General features: G+C 69.6%; 18 protein-coding genes. 9 read left to right on the forward strand and 9 right to left on the reverse strand.

All coding sequences use genetic code 11. The features are described 5' to 3' along the window. Positions 1-29 precede the first annotated feature (29 nt). Both LT974_RS00255 and LT974_RS00260 read left to right on the forward strand, forming a co-directional pair. Positions 30-1001, forward strand: coding sequence for a replication factor C small subunit (locus LT974_RS00255; RefSeq protein ID WP_232588552.1), 972 nt, complete (start codon positions 30-32; stop codon positions 999-1001). A 76-nt stretch (positions 1002-1077) separates the two neighbouring features. Then, complete coding sequence (locus LT974_RS00260) at positions 1078-1395, forward strand: hypothetical protein (protein ID WP_232588553.1); 318 nt, start codon at positions 1078-1080, stop codon at positions 1393-1395. 3 nt (positions 1396-1398) lie between these two features. On the opposite strand, the gene LT974_RS00265 is transcribed toward LT974_RS00260, so the two are convergent. Together LT974_RS00265 and LT974_RS00270 are read right to left on the reverse strand one after the other, a co-directional pair. Continuing rightward, positions 1399-2448, reverse strand: coding sequence for a glutathione S-transferase family protein (locus tag LT974_RS00265; protein WP_269785418.1), 1050 nt, complete (start codon positions 2446-2448; stop codon positions 1399-1401). 57 nt (positions 2449-2505) lie between these two features. Continuing rightward, positions 2506-3780, reverse strand: a complete 1275-nt coding sequence (locus tag LT974_RS00270) for an outer membrane protein assembly factor BamB family protein (RefSeq protein WP_232588554.1) — start codon at positions 3778-3780, stop codon at positions 2506-2508. Positions 3781-3897: 117 nt separating this feature from the next. On the opposite strand from LT974_RS00270, the gene alaS reads away from it, so the two are divergent. Together alaS and cysK are read left to right on the forward strand one after the other, a co-directional pair. Then, complete coding sequence (gene alaS / locus LT974_RS00275) at positions 3898-6681, forward strand: alanine--tRNA ligase (RefSeq protein WP_232588555.1); 2784 nt, start codon at positions 3898-3900, stop codon at positions 6679-6681. 52 nt (positions 6682-6733) lie between these two features. Continuing rightward, positions 6734-7666, forward strand: coding sequence for a cysteine synthase A (gene cysK / locus LT974_RS00280; RefSeq protein WP_232588556.1), 933 nt, complete (start codon positions 6734-6736; stop codon positions 7664-7666). On the opposite strand, the gene LT974_RS00285 is transcribed toward cysK, so the two are convergent. Then, a complete protein-coding gene (locus tag LT974_RS00285) occupies positions 7667-8851 on the reverse strand; it encodes an HD domain-containing protein (protein WP_232588557.1) in 1185 nt (394 codons plus the stop codon). It lies immediately after the preceding gene. Positions 8852-9082: 231 nt separating this feature from the next. Here LT974_RS00285 and LT974_RS00290 point away from each other — a divergent pair, with 231 nt between their 5' ends. Both LT974_RS00290 and LT974_RS00295 read left to right on the forward strand, forming a co-directional pair. After that, on the forward strand, positions 9083-9829 hold the full coding sequence (locus LT974_RS00290) for a type 1 glutamine amidotransferase (RefSeq protein ID WP_232588558.1): 747 nt from the start codon (positions 9083-9085) through the stop codon (positions 9827-9829). 67 nt (positions 9830-9896) lie between these two features. Continuing rightward, positions 9897-10616 (forward strand): hypothetical protein, encoded by a 720-nt coding sequence (locus LT974_RS00295; protein WP_232588559.1) that lies wholly within the window; start codon positions 9897-9899, stop codon positions 10614-10616. A 151-nt stretch (positions 10617-10767) separates the two neighbouring features. On the opposite strand, the gene LT974_RS00300 is transcribed toward LT974_RS00295, so the two are convergent. Both LT974_RS00300 and LT974_RS00305 read right to left on the reverse strand, forming a co-directional pair. Continuing rightward, positions 10768-11139 carry a thiol-disulfide oxidoreductase DCC family protein gene (locus LT974_RS00300; protein WP_232588560.1) on the reverse strand — a complete coding sequence of 124 codons (372 nt, stop codon included), beginning with the start codon at positions 11137-11139 and terminating at the stop codon, positions 10768-10770. 44 nt (positions 11140-11183) lie between these two features. Further along, a complete protein-coding gene (locus LT974_RS00305) occupies positions 11184-11693 on the reverse strand; it encodes a cupin domain-containing protein (RefSeq protein ID WP_232588561.1) in 510 nt (169 codons plus the stop codon). Positions 11694-11789: 96 nt separating this feature from the next. On the opposite strand from LT974_RS00305, the gene LT974_RS00310 reads away from it, so the two are divergent. Then, positions 11790-12107: a 4Fe-4S dicluster domain-containing protein gene (locus LT974_RS00310; protein WP_230889785.1), complete on the forward strand. Its 318-nt coding sequence runs from the start codon at positions 11790-11792 to the stop codon at positions 12105-12107. Between the two features lie 40 nt (positions 12108-12147). On the opposite strand, the gene LT974_RS00315 is transcribed toward LT974_RS00310, so the two are convergent. Then, positions 12148-12309 (reverse strand): DUF6757 family protein, encoded by a 162-nt coding sequence (locus LT974_RS00315; RefSeq protein WP_167244240.1) that lies wholly within the window; start codon positions 12307-12309, stop codon positions 12148-12150. Between the two features lie 61 nt (positions 12310-12370). Then, complete coding sequence (locus tag LT974_RS00320) at positions 12371-13171, reverse strand: PHP domain-containing protein (protein ID WP_232588562.1); 801 nt, start codon at positions 13169-13171, stop codon at positions 12371-12373. Positions 13172-13307: 136 nt separating this feature from the next. On the opposite strand from LT974_RS00320, the gene LT974_RS00325 reads away from it, so the two are divergent. Beyond that, a complete protein-coding gene (locus tag LT974_RS00325; protein ID WP_232588563.1) occupies positions 13308-13592 on the forward strand; it encodes a DUF5789 family protein in 285 nt (94 codons plus the stop codon). Positions 13593-13656: 64 nt separating this feature from the next. Beyond that, positions 13657-13830 carry a DUF5786 family protein gene (locus LT974_RS00330; RefSeq protein WP_169793419.1) on the forward strand — a complete coding sequence of 58 codons (174 nt, stop codon included), beginning with the start codon at positions 13657-13659 and terminating at the stop codon, positions 13828-13830. Here LT974_RS00330 and LT974_RS00335 read toward each other — a convergent pair. Both LT974_RS00335 and LT974_RS00340 read right to left on the reverse strand, forming a co-directional pair. Further along, on the reverse strand, positions 13827-14543 hold the full coding sequence (locus tag LT974_RS00335) for a DUF7530 family protein (RefSeq protein ID WP_232588564.1): 717 nt from the start codon (positions 14541-14543) through the stop codon (positions 13827-13829). The two genes, LT974_RS00330 and LT974_RS00335, sit on opposite strands and share 4 nt — an antisense overlap. Beyond that, positions 14536-15438 (reverse strand): NAD(P)H-binding protein, encoded by a 903-nt coding sequence (locus LT974_RS00340; protein WP_232588565.1) that lies wholly within the window; start codon positions 15436-15438, stop codon positions 14536-14538. Before LT974_RS00340 ends, LT974_RS00335 begins: the two co-directional genes overlap by 8 nt. Positions 15439-15505: the final 67 nt, after the last annotated feature.

A 15505-nucleotide genomic window follows, 5' to 3' on the forward strand; every position in this document is an offset into this window, starting at 1 on the left:
TTAAGGCCGGGTAGGGCCTGAGTGTGCGTATGGCAGACGCCGCCGGCGGTCGGCAGGAAATCTGGGTGGAGAAGTACCGACCACAGAGGCTCGAAGACGTCGTCGGGCACCCCTCGATTACCGAGCGCCTCCGGAGCTACGTCGACCGCGACGACCTCCCGCACCTCCTCTTTGCGGGGCCCGCGGGCACCGGGAAAACTACCGCCAGCTTGGCCATCGCGAAAGAAATCTACGGCGACGACTGGCAGGACAACTTCCTCGAGCTGAACGCCAGCGACGAGCGCGGCATCGACGTGGTCCGGGACCGCATCAAGGACTTCGCGCGCACGTCGTTCGGCGGCTACGACCACCGCATCATCTTCCTCGACGAGGCCGACGCGCTCACCGACGACGCACAATCAGCGCTGCGCCGCACGATGGAGCAGTTCTCCGAGAATACGCGGTTCATCCTCTCGTGTAACTACTCCTCGAAGATTATCGACCCGATTCAGTCCCGCTGTGCGGTGTTCCGGTTCTCCCCTATTGACGACGACGCGGTCGCCGCCCACCTCCGCGACCTCGCGGACCGCGAGGACCTCGAATACACGGACGACGGCATCGACGCGCTCGTCTACGCCGCGGACGGCGACATGCGCCGCGCCATCAACGCCCTGCAGGCGGCGTCGGCGACCGGCGACGTGGTCGACGAGGAGACCGTCTTCGCCATCACGGCGACCGCCCGCCCCGAGGAAATCGAGGACATGGTCACCGAAGCCATCGCGGGCGACTTCACGGCCGCGCGCTCGACGCTCGACGACCTCATCTCGAACCGCGGGCTCGCCGGCGGCGACATCATCGACCAGGTCCACCGCTCGGTCTGGGAGTTCGACGTCGAGGAGGCGGCCGCAGTCCGGCTGCTCGACCGCCTCGGCGAAGCCGACTACCGCATCGCGGAGGGAGCCAACGAGCGCGTCCAACTCGAAGCGCTGCTGGCCTCGGTGGCGCTGAACGCTCGGGAGTAACCGCGAGCGCGGCGAACGGGTGTTTCTGCGGGCGCGAACGATAGGACTCTTCCCGACGCATCCGCACGAACGTGTAATGGCAGACCTCCCCGAGTACCAGGAGCAGGTCATCGAGACGATTTCGACGCTGGACGACGTGCCGATGGCGCTGCTGTACTACGCGCCCAACGGCCCCGAAATGTTCCTCCAGAACGACCACCGGAACCGCGACGACGTCTCCCCACACGTCGGCCTGCTGGCGGCGTACACCATCCAGGTCGCGCAGGACAGCGGCAACGACACCAGCGAGATTCTGCACGCAGTCGACGAGAAGATTCACAAGTGGGCCGACGATGGCGTCGCCATCACCGCCGAGGAGCGCGGCGGCCCGGACTTCGACGGCGACGAGGAGTAGCCGCTACTGCTGGAGGTCCGCGGGCGGGCCGCCCGGCAGGTCGTCGCGGTCGTGGGGCGCGAAGAAGTCCGGGTTCGGGCCCGTGGGGACGAGGCGCTTGGGGTTGAGGTGGCCGTGGCTGCGGTAGTAGTGCTGCTTGACGTGGTTCATGTCGAGCGTGTCCGCGACGCCGGGGGACTCACGGGTCGCTTCGCTCCCCGTTCGTTCGTTCGGCGTCCCCTCACCCCGTTCGGCGACGCCCGTCTGGCAGAGGTCGCGGAGGTACGGCCAGAGGTTGTCGTAGTCGACGATGCGGTTGCGGTTGCACTTGAAGTGCGTGTGGTAGACCTCGTCGAAGCGATAGAGGGTGGTGAACATCGCGACGTCGGCTTCGGTGAGCACGTCACCTGCGAGATAGCGCTGGTCGGCCAGGAGGTCGTCGTAGTGCGCGAGCGCCTCGAAGAGGTCGTCGGCGGCGTTGTCGTACGCGCGCTGGCTGTCCGCGAACCCCGCGCGGTAGACGCCGTTGTTGATGGGGTCGTAGATGTCCTCGATGAGGCGGTCGACCTCGTCCTGGTAGCCCTCGGGGTAGAGGTCGACGTCGCGGGTGGCGACCTCGTCGAAGGCGACGTCGAGCATCCGCATGATCTCCTCGCTCTCGTTGTTCACGATGGTGTCCGCGTCCGTGTCGTAGAGCACGGGCACGGTGACGCGGCCGGTGTACTCGGGGTCGGCCTGCGCGTACACCTCGCGGAGGTAGTCGGAGCCGAAGCGGTGGTCGGGGGTCGCGCCGGGCTTGTCGGGGTCGAACTCCCAGCCCTGGTCGTAGCGCACGGGGTCGACGACGCTGACGGAGACGGCGTCTTCGAGGCCCTTGAGCGCGCGCGTGAGCAGCGTGCGGTGCGCCCACGGACAGGCGTAGGAGACGTAGAGGTGGTAGCGCCCGGACTCGGCGGGGACGTCCTCGCCGACCCAGTCGCGGAACGTCGTCTCCTCGCGCTCGAACTCGCCGCTCTCGCCGTGCTCTATCATCTCCTCCTCGGTGCGCCACTCGCCGTCCACCATGCGTCCCATGGACGGGGGAATGTGCGCCGGCGGTTTAGCGGTTGAGGGCGCGGCCCGTCTCGCCGGCTACACGAACGCGCGCACGGAGTTGTCGTACATCGCGCCGGCCTCGTCCTTGATGCAGATGCCGGCGTACAGCACGTCGTCGACGACGATGGGCGCGCCGTACGTGAGGTGGAAGACGTCCTCCGTGAGTTCGAACTGGATGTCTCCCGTTTCGGAGTCGAGCGCGAACAGCGGTTCGCCGCCGACGTACAGCGTCCCGCCGCCGACCGCCATCCCCGTCAACTGGGTGCGGTCGCTGGCCGCACGCCAGTCCTCGTCGCCGGCGTCGTCGTAGGCCACGATGTCGTCGACGGTGAGGACGAACAGCCGGCCGTTCGCGTGCGCCGGGCGGGTGTACACTTTCGTGCCGGCGTCCGCCGACCAGCCGCGCTTGCCGTCCGTGGAGACAGTTTGTACGGTGCCGTCGCGCGCGACGACGTGGATGCGCTCGTCCGCGACGATGGGCGCGAACGGGAGCGCGGCCTCGGTGGACAGCGACCACGACGGGTCGCCCGTCTCCGGGTCGAGCGCGTACAGCGCGCCCGAGGTCGTGCCGTCGTCGGCGAGGTGCGTGGCGGTGACGTAGAGCGTGTCGTCGGCGGACGCGGGCGTGCCGAGCACGTAGCTCCGTGGGGCGTCCGGCACGTCGAAGCGCCAGCCGCGCTCGCCACTTTCCGGGTCGAGCGCCTGCACGTAGCCGCGGTCGTCCGCCTTCGCGGCGACGTAGAGGCGGTCGCCGTCGTGGGCGACCGTGGACGTCACCGAGAGGTCGGTGCGCCACTGCTGGCTGCCGTCCGCGGGGTCGAGCGCACGCACGGAACCGGGGAGGTCGGTGTTGACCCCGCCAGACTCCTTGGCGGCGACGAACAGGGAGCCGTCGCGGTGCGTGGGCGGGTACTGGTGGGGGAGCGCGCCGAGGTCGGTGTCCCACTCGGATTCGCCGGTAGCGGCGTCGAACGCCCACATGGACTCGCCGCTCCCGACGAACAGCCGGCCGTCCGCGACCGCGGGCTCGCGGAGGGTGTAGATGCCGTCGACGAACCCCTCCCAGACCTGCGTCGGGTCGCCGGCGACGCCGCTGGCGTTCGGGTTGTGGCCGGTGTGGGCCGGCGTGTAGCCGTACGTCGTCCAACTGGCGTCGCTCGCCAGCGAGATTTCGCGCTCCGATGCGGTGGTGGACTGGTCGGGCTGGGAGGACTCGGGGGCGTCCGCGGGCGCGGTGCAGCCGGCGGTCGCGGTCGCCGCCGCGCCGAGCGCGCCGAGCAGGGCGCGCCGCGAGAACCGACGGTTGGGCATGGTAGCGCGATTACGGGGCGGCAGCCGTAAGCCTGACGCTCCCCCGAGAACGGCGGGCTCGGGGCCACGAGTCAGCCCCGGAACTGTTTTACTCGTCGGTCGGCCACCATACTGGTAATGAGCGACCTCGAGTCGGCGTACCGCCTCGACTACTTCGAGGAGGAGGACTTCGAGCGACGGGAGTGCACGGAGTGTGGGGCGCACTTCTGGACGCGCGACCCGGACCGTGAGACGTGCGGCGAACCACCCTGCGAGGACTACCAGTTCATCGACGACCCGGGGTTCGACGACGAGTACACCCTCGAAGAGATGCGCGAGCGGTTCCTCTCCTTCTTCGAGGCCCACGACCACGAACGCATCGACCCGTACCCGGTCGCGGCGAACCGGTGGCGCGACGACGTGCTGCTGACGCAGGCCTCCATCTACGACTTCCAGCCGCTGGTGACCTCGGGGCAGACGCCGCCGCCGGCGAACCCCCTCACCATCAGCCAGCCCTGCATCCGGATGCAGGACATCGACAACGTCGGAAAGACGGGTCGGCACACGATGGCGTTCGAGATGATGTCGCACACGGCGTTCAACGCCCGCGAGGACGCCGAGGAGGAGTACGCCTACGAGGGTGAGGTCTACTGGAAGGAGGAGACAGTCGCCTACTGCGACGAGTTCTTCGTCGACATGGGTGCGGACCCGGAGGAGATCACGTACATCGAGGACCCGTGGGTCGGCGGCGGGAACGCCGGGCCGGCGTTCGAGGTCATCTACAAGGGCGCGGAGCTCGGGACGCTCGTCTTCATGTCGATGGAGCAGGACCCCGAGGGCGACTACGAGATGAAGGACGGCAACCGCTACAGCCCGATGGACACGTACATCGTGGACACGGGCTACGGGCTGGAGCGCTGGACGTGGGTGAGCCAGGGCACACCCACCGTCTACGAGGCCATCTACCCCGAGGCCATCGAGTTCCTGAAAGCACAGGCGGGTATCGAGCACACCGAGGCGGAAGAGCAGCTCGTCCACCGCGCGGCGAGGCTCGCGGGCCACCTCGACATCGACGAGGCCGAGGACATCGAGGCGGCGCGGGACAACATCGCCGACCAGCTCGGCGTCGAGACCGAGCGGCTCCTCGACCTGCTGCGCCCGCTCGAGGACATCTACGCTATCGCGGACCACTCCCGGACGCTGGCGTACATGTTCGGTGACGGCATCGTGCCGTCGAACGTCGGCACGGGCTACCTCGCGCGCATGGTGCTGCGCCGCACGAAGCGCCTCGTGGACAACGTCGGCGCGGACGTGCCACTGGACGAACTCGTGGACATGCAGGCCGAGCGCCTCGACTACGAGAACCGCGACACCGTCCGCAGCATCGTCCGCAGCGAGGTCGAGAAGTACGCCGAGACGCTGGAACGCGGCGGCCGGAAGGTCCGCCAACTCGCCGAGGAGTACGCCGAGCGCGGCGAGGCGATTCCGACCAGCGAACTCATCGAACTGTACGACTCCCACGGCATCCAGCCGGACATGGTCGAGGACATCGCCAGCGAGGTCGGCGCGAGCGTGGACGCTCCCGACGACTTCTACTCGCTGGTCGCCGAGCGCCACGACTCCGCGGAGCCGCTCGAAACCGAGGAGAGCGAGGACGAGCGCCTCGACGACCTCCCGGAGACGGAGGCGCTGTACTACGACGACCCCTACCGCTCGGAGTTCGAGGCGGTCGTGCTCGACGTCTTCGAGCGCGAGGAGGACGGCGAGGAGGTGTACGACGTGGTGCTCGACCAGACGATGTTCTACCCCGAGGGCGGCGGCCAGCCGGCCGACCACGGCACGCTGGCGACGGACGACCAGTCCGTCGACGTCGTGGACGTCCAGAAGCGCGACGGCGTGGTGCTCCACCGCACTACGGACGACCCCGGGAAGGGCGAGTTCGTGCGCGGCCAAATCGACATGGAGCGCCGCCAGCGCCTGATGGCCCACCACACCGCGACGCACGTGGTCGTCCACGCCGCCCGCGAGGTGCTCGGCGAGCACGTCCGGCAGGCGGGCGCGCAGAAGGGCACGGAGAGTTCGCGCATCGACGTCCGGCACTACGAGCGCATCGAGCGCGAGACGGCCAAGCGCATCGAGCGCGTCGCCAACGACATCGTGCGCGAGAACACGAGCGTGCAGCGCGAGTGGCCCCACCGCCACGAGGCCGAGGAGAAGTACGGCTTCGACCTCTACCAGGGCGGGATTCCGGCGGGCGAGAACATCCGCCTGATTCACGTCGCCGAGGACGTCCAGGCCTGCGGCGGGACGCACGTCAACCGCACCGGCGAAATCGGGGCCATCAAACTGCTGAACACCGAGCGCGTGCAGGACGGCGTCGAGCGGCTGACGTTCGCCGCGGGCGACGCCGCCGTCGAGCACGTCCAGGAACTGGAGGACGACCTGCTGGCGGCCGCGGAGACGTTCGACGTGGCACCGAGCGAGGTGCCCGAGACCGCCGAGCGATTCTTCACGGAGTGGAAGGAGCGCGGGAAGACCATCGAGGACCTCAAAGAACAGGTCGCGGAGGCCCGCGCCTCGGGCGGCGCTGGCGGCGAGGAGGTCGAGGTCGCGGACGCGACGGCGGTCCTCCAGCGCCTCGACGGCGACATGGACGAACTCCAGGCGACGGCGAACGCGCTCGTCGCCGAGGGCAAGATAGCAGTCGTCGGCTCCGGGCAGGACGGCGCGCAGTTCGTCGTCGCGGTGCCGGAGGGCGTGTCTGTGAACGCGGGCGACGTGGTCGGCGAACTCGCGAGCATGGTCGGCGGCGGCGGCGGCGGCCCGCCGGACTTCGCGCAGGGCGGCGGCCCCGACACGGAGAAACTCGACGAGGCGCTGGAAGCCGCGCCGGAGATTCTGCGGGAAGTCGCGAGCGCGTAGGCGAACGTCTTCGGGAGACGGCTCATTCTGTCGGCGGCGGTAGGCCCAGTGGATGCAGGCGCACACGAGACTCGAAGACGGCGACGTGGTATCGTCCGTCGACGAACTGGTCGGCGAGACGCCGCTGCTCCGACTAGACGCGTTCGCACAGAACCTCCTCGGGAAGGTCGAGGCCGCGAACCCGTATTCGGTGAAAGACCGCATCGCCCGCGAGATGCTGGACGCCGCTGAGGACGCCGGCGACCTCGAACCCGGCGGGACGGTCGTGGAGTCCACGAGCGGGAACACGGGCATCGGGCTGGCGTCGGTCGCGGCCGCCCGGGGCTACGATTGCGTGTTGACGATGCCCGAGTCGATGTCCGAGGAGCGGCGCGCGCTGCTCGGCGCGCTCGGCGCGGACCTCGAACTGACGCCCGCCGACGAGGGGATGGGCGGCGCGAACGAGCGTGCCGCGGAGCTCGCCGCGGAGCGCGAGAACGCGATACTGGCGCGGCAGTTCGAGAACCCCGCGAACGCCCGCGCCCACCGCCGGACCACCGGCCCGGAAATCTACGAAGACACCGGCGGCGCGGTCGACGCGGTCGTCGCCGGCGTCGGCACGGGCGGCACCATCACGGGCGTCGGCCGCTACCTCACCGAGGACGAGAGTGCGGACGTGACGATGGTCGGGGTCGAACCCGACGCGTCGCCGACGCTTTCCGAGCGCAGTGACGCGAGCCACGCCATCCAGGGTATCGGCCCGGGCTTCCTCCCGGACGTACTGGACACGGACGTCGTCGACGAGGTGCGCAGCGTCGAAGACGAGGCGGCGAAGGCGGCGGCGCGGCGGGTCGGCCGCGAGGCCGGCCTGCTCGTCGGCATCTCCGCGGGCGCGGCGGTCGCGGCGGCCGCGGAGTACGCCCGCGAGCACCCCGACGAGGTGATCGTTGCCGTGCTCCCGGACGGCGGCGAACGCTACCTCTCGACGGACCTCTACGAGGCCTGACTACTGTTCTGACGTGTCGCCGACGCCGTCGAGGCCGAGCACGTGCTCGGCGGCGGCGGCGACTTCGGGGACGTGCTCGTCGGGCGCGTAGACGCCGAAGCGCCACTGCACGCGCTGGGATTCCTGTAAGCCCTGCACGAGCGGGGACTGCTGGTCGAGCGGGCGGACGTCGTCCCCGACGACGACGCGCACGGAGGATTCGGGCATCGACGGGTGGCCGGGGTTGTCCACGACGACCTCGCTGTCGGGGACGCCGGCGGTGTCGGCAATCTCGCGCTCGAACTCACGGACGGCCGCGTAGTCGGCGTCCACGACGTCGCCGGGGACGTCGCCGCGTTCGGCCCAGACGGCGCGCTTGTAGAGGTCGCGCTCGGTGATGCGGCGGGCGGCGTCGGCGGTGGCGTCGTGCTCGCGGAGCGCGCCGAGGAGTTCGGCGTCGGTCATGCGCGCGAACGACTCGGGGTCGATGGCGGCAGTGTCGAGGAGGCGTTCGCCCGCGCGATCGAGCATCGACCCCGCGATGCGGGAGACGTGGTGGCGGTAGACGGTCGCGTTCATCAGCGCGCGCCCGACCAGCAGGGATTCGGCGGTCGCGACGTTGCCTTCCGCGAGCACGAGGTCGTCGCCGCGGAAGGTGAGCGCGCGCAGCAGCCGGCCGTAGTCGATGGTGCCGTAGGGGACGCCGGAGTGGTGGGCGTCCCGCACGAGGTAGTCCATCCGGTCCACGTCCAGTTCGCCCGCGACGAGCTGGCCGAGTTTGCCGTCGCCGCGGACGGTCGCGGCGACCCGGTCGGGGTCGAGGCCGTGGTCGCGGAGCACAGCCCCAATATCGCCGTCCACGAGGAGGTGGGCGACGTCGTCGTGGTGGCGGCCGAGGTGGCGCTGAATGATGCCCTCGGTCTGGTGGCCGTAGGGACCGTGGCCGACGTCGTGGAGGAGCGCGGCGGCGCGGACGGTGTCGGCGCGCGCGCCGGTGACGTCGAGGTTGGCGAGCGCGCGGTCGGCGAGGTGGTAGACGCCCAGCGAGTGCTCGAAGCGCGTGTGGTTCGCCGAGGGGTAGACCAGCCGAATCGTCGAGAGCTGCTTGATGTGGCGCAGGCGCTGGACGGGCGGCGTGTCCAGCAGGGCTTCGGCGACGCCGTCGACCTCCACCCAGTCGTGAACGCTGTCCTTGATGGCGCGCATCCTACGTCAGAGGAGGGAGCGAGCGCACCAAAGGTGGTTCGGAGACGTCGCGAACGTTTGCGTCGTTCCGTAGAGTTATGTTCTAGTACGTTAGTCGTTACCACGCAGCGCATCGGATAGTCCGACTACCGACGGGAGAGGCGGAGACGGCCTGTCATCCCCGTCTCCGACACCGCGACAGGACGTGTGGGTGCCGAAACGCCTTTTGACTGTGGTCGACTTCGAACTGCCATGAACCGGCCACGCGTCGCGTTGCTGAACGCGGCCCACGACCCGACCGACACCACGCGGAACTTCCGCCGCGAACTCGACGCGGAGCTCGTGGAGTTCCACGCCGCCGACGGCGACCTCCCCGACAGCCACGATTACGACGGAGTCCCCGGGAGCGACGCGACCGGGGGCTCGTCGAACGAGCGATGCGAGTTCGACGGCGTCGTCGTCACGGGGTCGCGGTCGTCGGTGTACTGGGACGAGGACTGGATCGACCCGCTCGTGGCGTACGTCGCGGACTGCCACGACGCGGGCGTCCCCGTCCTCGGGGTCTGTTTCGGCCACCAGGTCGTCGCGGCGGCGCTCGGCGGTCGTGTCGACGACATGGGCGAGTACGAAATCGGCTACCGGCGCGTCGAGCGCGTCGCCGACGACCCGCTGTTCGACGGCATCGACGAGACGTTCACCGCGTTCACCACGCACTCGGACGCGGTCGTGGACCTGCCGCCGGGCGCGCAGTTGCTCGCGGAGAACGACTACGGCGTCCACGCGTTCCGGCTCGGCGAGTCGGTGGGCGTCCAGTTCCACCCCGAGTACGACACCGAGACCGCCGCGGACGTCACCACGCGGAAGGACGACCTCGGCGACGAGCGCAAACAGGACGTGCTGGACGGCATCACGCCCGAGAACTACGCGGCGGCCTGCGAGGCCAAGCAGCTGTTTGCGAACTTCACGCAGTCGCTGGTCCGGCCGAAGGCCGCAGACTGATTCTGCCGAGACGCAGCGGGCACACCTCGCGACAAGACACTTACCGGCGCCGCGGGAACGCCGGCGCATGGTCTCCCGCAGAGACGCCCTCCGAGCCGGCGGTGCGGCGCTGCTCGCCGTCGTCGCGGGCTGTGCGAGCGGTGCCGACGCATCGCCCGAGACGACGGAACCGACTTCGGTGGGCACGACAGCCGACAGCACCTCTCTCGGCGAGCGTGTTCTCGCCGGCGAAGCAGTCCCCGCCTCGAACGTTCCCGACGGTTCGCCGGTCGCCGTCGCGTCGCCCGCGCTCCACGAACTCGTCGCGGACGCCGCGAGCGCGGACGGGCGCGTCGACCTCCTCGCGAGCCGCGAAGTCGAGCCCGAGACGCTCGCGCTCGGCCAGTTCGAGTATCTGGAGTTCCGCGGCGAGACGTACGAGCCGACGGCGACGTTCACGGGATTCGCCGGGGAGGCGACCTACGACTACAGCCTCGTGAGCGCGAACGACAACGCGGGCGACGGCGAGGTACTCGACTACGAGTCGCTGAACGATAGCGAGCGTGCTATCGCCGACGAGATGCTGGAGAACGGCTCCTACGACGTAGGACCCCACGAGGAGCGACGCGACGCCGCACGTACGTTCGAGCCGCAGTCGCACCTCCGGGTCGACGGCGAGACGTACCGCATCCGCGTGGCGGTCGGCGACTACGGTCGGCACCACATGCTCCGACTGGACACCGCAGACCCCGACGAGGACGCACAAGTCGTAACTGTCCGGACCGCGCGCCCGACGAGAGCTGGGTAGAGGCGCTGCGTGAGGCAGTCGAAACAGGGAGCGGCGACGTGGCGGACATCGAGAACGGCGACGGACTTGGCGAGTACGTCGAGCGCGCGGACTACGTCGCGACGACGCGCGCCGTCGCGGAGGTCGGCGCCGTCGAGAACTCGCGGACTGACTACTGGCGGGCGGGCGGCTCGTCGCGGACGATTTTCCCGAGGAGGTCGCGGTTGTTCGCGCCCCAGCGGTAGAGGTGCTCGCGGAGGTTTTCGTAGCCCGGCACCTCGCGCAGCACCGCGAAGACGGGCGCGAGCGCCGAGAAGTCGTGCGCGAGCGTGTGCTCGATGGCGGCACCCCCGGAGTAGACGGCGTCGTCGGTGAGCAGGTGCGCGGAGCGCTCGTAGTCGGCGGGGAGCCGCGCGAGTTGGTCGGGGGAGAGCTCGGAGAACCCCACGATTTCGACGTCGCCGTGGCGCTCGGCGAAGTGCACACACCACGTGCAGAACCCGCAGTCGTCGTCGAAGACCAGCCGCGGCGGATGCTCGGACATACCTCTACCTACGGTCGGGGGGGACAAGAAATCCGTCGGCCGCGTCAGTCGAAGCGCCCGGTGACCGCGCCGCAGGCCTCGCAGACGGCGCGAATCTCGGAGTGGTCGTCGGCGAGTTCGATTGTCTGGGTGGTGGTCTCGCCGCAGTCCTCGCACTCGCGGAGAATCTCGGTGTCGCCGGCCTCCTGTGGCGCGCCGATGGCGAGCGCGCGGACGCGCTCGTCGCCGCGGTTGACGCCGCGCTGGAACTCGCCGGGGCCGAAGCGCACGAGTTCGCCCGCGCCGACTTCCACTTCCTCGGTGCTGGCGGGCTCGTCGTCGGGCGTGGCGGACTGCTGGACGTCGAGCGTCTCGAAGGTGACCGTGCCGGCGAGCACGTGGAAAATCTCCTCCTGGTTCTCGTGGCTGTGGAGGCCGTACGCGAAGCTGTCGCCCGCGTCGAGTTCGTAGTAGTTGAACGCGGCGTTGGCGGCGCCGAGCGCGTCCGTCAGCGGGACGTTCCGGTCGGCGGGCCCCATCCGGGAGTCGAGGTCGTCGAGGCGGACTTTTCGCATGTACGCAGCGACGCCGCGAATTCGGATAAGCCTGACTCGTCGCGCGCGAACGTGATACCCGCGGGGTTGATACTGCCGGGCGCCCGACTCGTGGGTATGGCAATCGACCCGCAGTTCCACGAGAACCGCGAGCAGGTGGACACGCACAAGGGCCACGACGTCTGGGGGCCGGTCGACGAACCGGAGAAACTCGGGATTCACGGCACGCACGTCGCCGTCGACTTCGACATCTGTCTGGCGGACGGCGCCTGTCTGGAGGACTGCCCGGTGGACGTCTTCGAGTGGGTGGACACGCCCGGCCACCCCGAGTCCGAGCGGAAAGCCGACCCCGCCAACGAATCCCAGTGCATCGACTGCATGCTCTGCGTGGACGTCTGTCCGGTGGACGCAATCGACGTCGACCCGAGCCGTTAAGGAGGGCGTCAGTTAGCGGGCGGAACCGCTGCGGGGGTCACTACGACCGTTCGATTTCGAGCTGCTCTCGGAGCTGCTGGAGGGCGTCGCTGTCGGAAAGCTCGTCGAGCCGCTCCTGGAAGTGCTCCTCGCAGACGCCGACCTTCAGGCCGCCCTTCTCGACGGTGAGGTCCGCGTCCCGGTCGCAGTAGTGACACTGCATACGCCTCCGTTCGGCCCACAGCTACCTGAACCTCACGGCACCGGCACGCTTCTGTCAGTCCTCAGAGCCGCGCGCGGAAGTCGGCGTACGCGGCCTCGTCGAGTCCCGTCCTCCCGAGTTCGCGGCCGTGGGCGTCGCTGCCGCCCGCGGGGAGGAGGTCGTACTCGTCGATGGCGGCCTCGACGAGTGCGCGGCCGTCCTCGTCGGGAGCCTCGCCGACGGGGCGGTCGTAGGGGTAGTGGAGTTCGACGGCGTCGAGCGCGTCGCAGCGCGCGAGCGCGGCCTCGGGGTCGGGATACCGGAGCGGGTGTGCGAGGCCGACGACGCTACAGGCTTCGGTGAGGAGTTCGACGCCCGTCTCGAAGTCCGGGACGTCGCGGGCGACGAAGCACGGGCCGTCGTTGCCGATGAGGTCCGCGAAGACCGCGTCGGGCGTGTCGTAAGCGGTGTCGGGGTGGGCGACGACGCTGCGGGCGATGTGCGGGCGGCCCAGTCCCTCGCGGGGTTCGACGTCCAGTGAGACGCCGAGTTCGGCCTCGACGCTCTCGATGATGGCGCGGCCGCGAGCGACGCGGTCGCGCTGGATGCGGTCGGTCTCGGCGACGAGCGCGTCCGTGGGGGTGACACCGTAGCCGAGGAGGTCGAGGCGCTGGTCGCCAGTCGCGACGCGGAGTTCGATGCCGGCGACGACTTCGACGCCGGCGCGCTCGTCGACGGGCGCGTCGAAGCCGGGGTGGATGCGGTCGTGGTCGGTGACCGCGACGGCGCTGACGCCGGCCTCGCTGGCGGCCGCGGGCACCTCGTCGAGCGTGAGCGTGCCGTCGGAGTGCTGCGTGTGGACGTGGAGGTCCGCGTAGACCATACTAGGACGCCGGGACGCCGGCACCTAAACGAACTGGTGTGACTCTCCCTGCCATACAATCGTCCTTAGACAAATTAAATTCTTCATTATCGTTCATGGGTAACGTACTTGTGTATCGTGAAAGTTCGTGATGTTAATGACGCTCCGAGAGACCGCCGACGTCCTCGCATCGCAGAGCTACCCGCTGACCGCCGACGAGCTGGCCGACGCCATCGGGGACCACGAGCTCGCCCACCCCGACGGCAGCGAGAGCCTCGAATCCGTCATCGAGCGCACCGGCGAGACGCGCTTCGAGGACGCCCAGGACGCGACGTTCGCGGTGTACAGCGCGCTCGACGCCGACGCGGTCGGCCGCATCGGCTACAGCGACCGCGACCCGACGCCGATGGGGACCGACGGCCCCGGCCAGGTTTCGTTCTAGGCCGACGGTCGTGAACGTCCGTTACATTCATACTACCAAACCACAAAGGATGGGTGTAGTTACCATGTCTATGGGTGCCTATGACGAAGCCGAACACGAACGCCGCGAAGCGAAGACCAACAACGTCGAGGTCGCCGACGACGACACCCGGACGACCTACGAGGGCTCCGTGGAGTTCGAGGACGGCGACTCAGCCGAGGACCTCATCGACCAGTTCCAGCAGCTGCAGTCGAACTAGCCGCCCTGTTTTATCGCGAGCAGCGACCCGGTAGCGACGAGCACGACCGCGGCGACGTGGCCCGCGACGGCGACCACCAGCGGCGGGTGCGTCCAGACGAACGGCAGCATCACGGTCTGGAGCGCGCCGAACGCCAGCGTCCGCCGGTCGACCGCGCGCACCACGGCGGCGGTGTCGGCGTCGAAGTCGTAGGAGAGCGACCGCCAGAGTGCGACGACCGCCGCCCACCAGCCCGTGCCGATGCGGTAGCAGACGTCCCAGAGCACGAGCAGCGCGAACGCCGCGGGGAGCACGGGCGGCCGCTCGCCGAGCAGCGCCGCGAACAGCGTCGCGCCGTCCCGCGGGTCGTAGACGAACAAGTAGGTCAGGAGGGCGACGTACGCGACGACGCCGAGGACGACTTCGATGCTGGACGCGAACAGCAGTCGCCGGTAGCGGACCGGCACGCCGGGGTTCCGAGCGCGACGGCCGATGTCGAGCATGAACGCGCTCCCCGCCGCGGCGACGACGACGGCGGCGGTCCCCGGGATGATAGTACCGGGGAGGTCGTAGGCGAACGCGAGCGCGAGCAACACCGCCTCGAAGCCCGCGAACTGGACGATGACGGCGGTACGGTCCGAGACATCGACGCCGGGAATCGCGCCGACGATGCTCTCGTACACCCACGCCTCACCGTAGACCGCCTGCATCCGCTCGCGGTCGGTGTCACCCATCGACGTCCTCCCCGTACTCTCGGAGCGCGCGCTTGGCGGCGTCCTCGAACGGCGTCAACTCGACGGGAATCACGTCCCTGATGCCGTGGTCGGTGACGACGACGGGGTTCTTCAGGCCGTGAATCAGCGGGTGGGCGACAGACCGAGGCACGTCGGTCACGAGGTCCACCCAGTACGTCGACAGCCGCGGCGAGAGCACGGGGACCGGGAGGACGAGGAGGCGTTTGCCCGCGAGTTCGGCGGTGCGTTCGAGCATCGTCTCGTAGGAGAGCACCTGCGGCCCGCCGACTTCGTACGTCTCGCCCGCCGTCCCGGGGTGGTCGAGGACGCCCACGAGGTAGGCGACGACGTCGCGGACGGCGATGGGCTGGCAGGGCGTACGCACCCACTTCGGCGTCACCATCACGGGGAGTTTGTCGACGAGCTGGTAGACGACGTCGAAGCCCGCGCTCCCCGCGCCGACGATGACCGCGGCGCGCAGCGTCGTGAGGTCGAAGGCGGCGTCCGCGAGCACGGCCTCGACTTCGCGCCGCGAGGCGAGGTGCGGGGAGAGGTCGTCGCCGGTCTCCCCGAGGCCGCCGAGGTAGACCACCCGGGAGACGGCGGCGGCGTCGGCGGCCGCCGCGAAGTTCCGGGCGGCGCGACGGTCGCGCTCGGCGAAGTCGCCGCCCGACCCCATCGAGTGCACGAGGTAGTACGCGGCGTCGACGCCGTCGAAGACGCCCGACAGTGTTTCGGCGTCGAGCAGGTCGCCGGCGACGACGTCGACGCCCTCCGGGGCGTCGTAGCGCTCGGGGTCGCGGACGAGCGCCCGGACGTCGTGGCCGGCGGCGACGAGTTCGGGGACGAGGTGCCCACCGACGAAGCCGGTGGCACCCGTGACGAGCACGCGCATACCGGAATGTGGGCCCGCGGCCGCTTAACTGTCGAGGACGGTCCAGCCGAAAGGGTTTGCCCGCTTG

Source organism: Halobacterium noricense (genome assembly GCF_021233435.1).
Taxonomy (GTDB): domain Archaea; phylum Halobacteriota; class Halobacteria; order Halobacteriales; family Halobacteriaceae; genus Halobacterium; species Halobacterium noricense.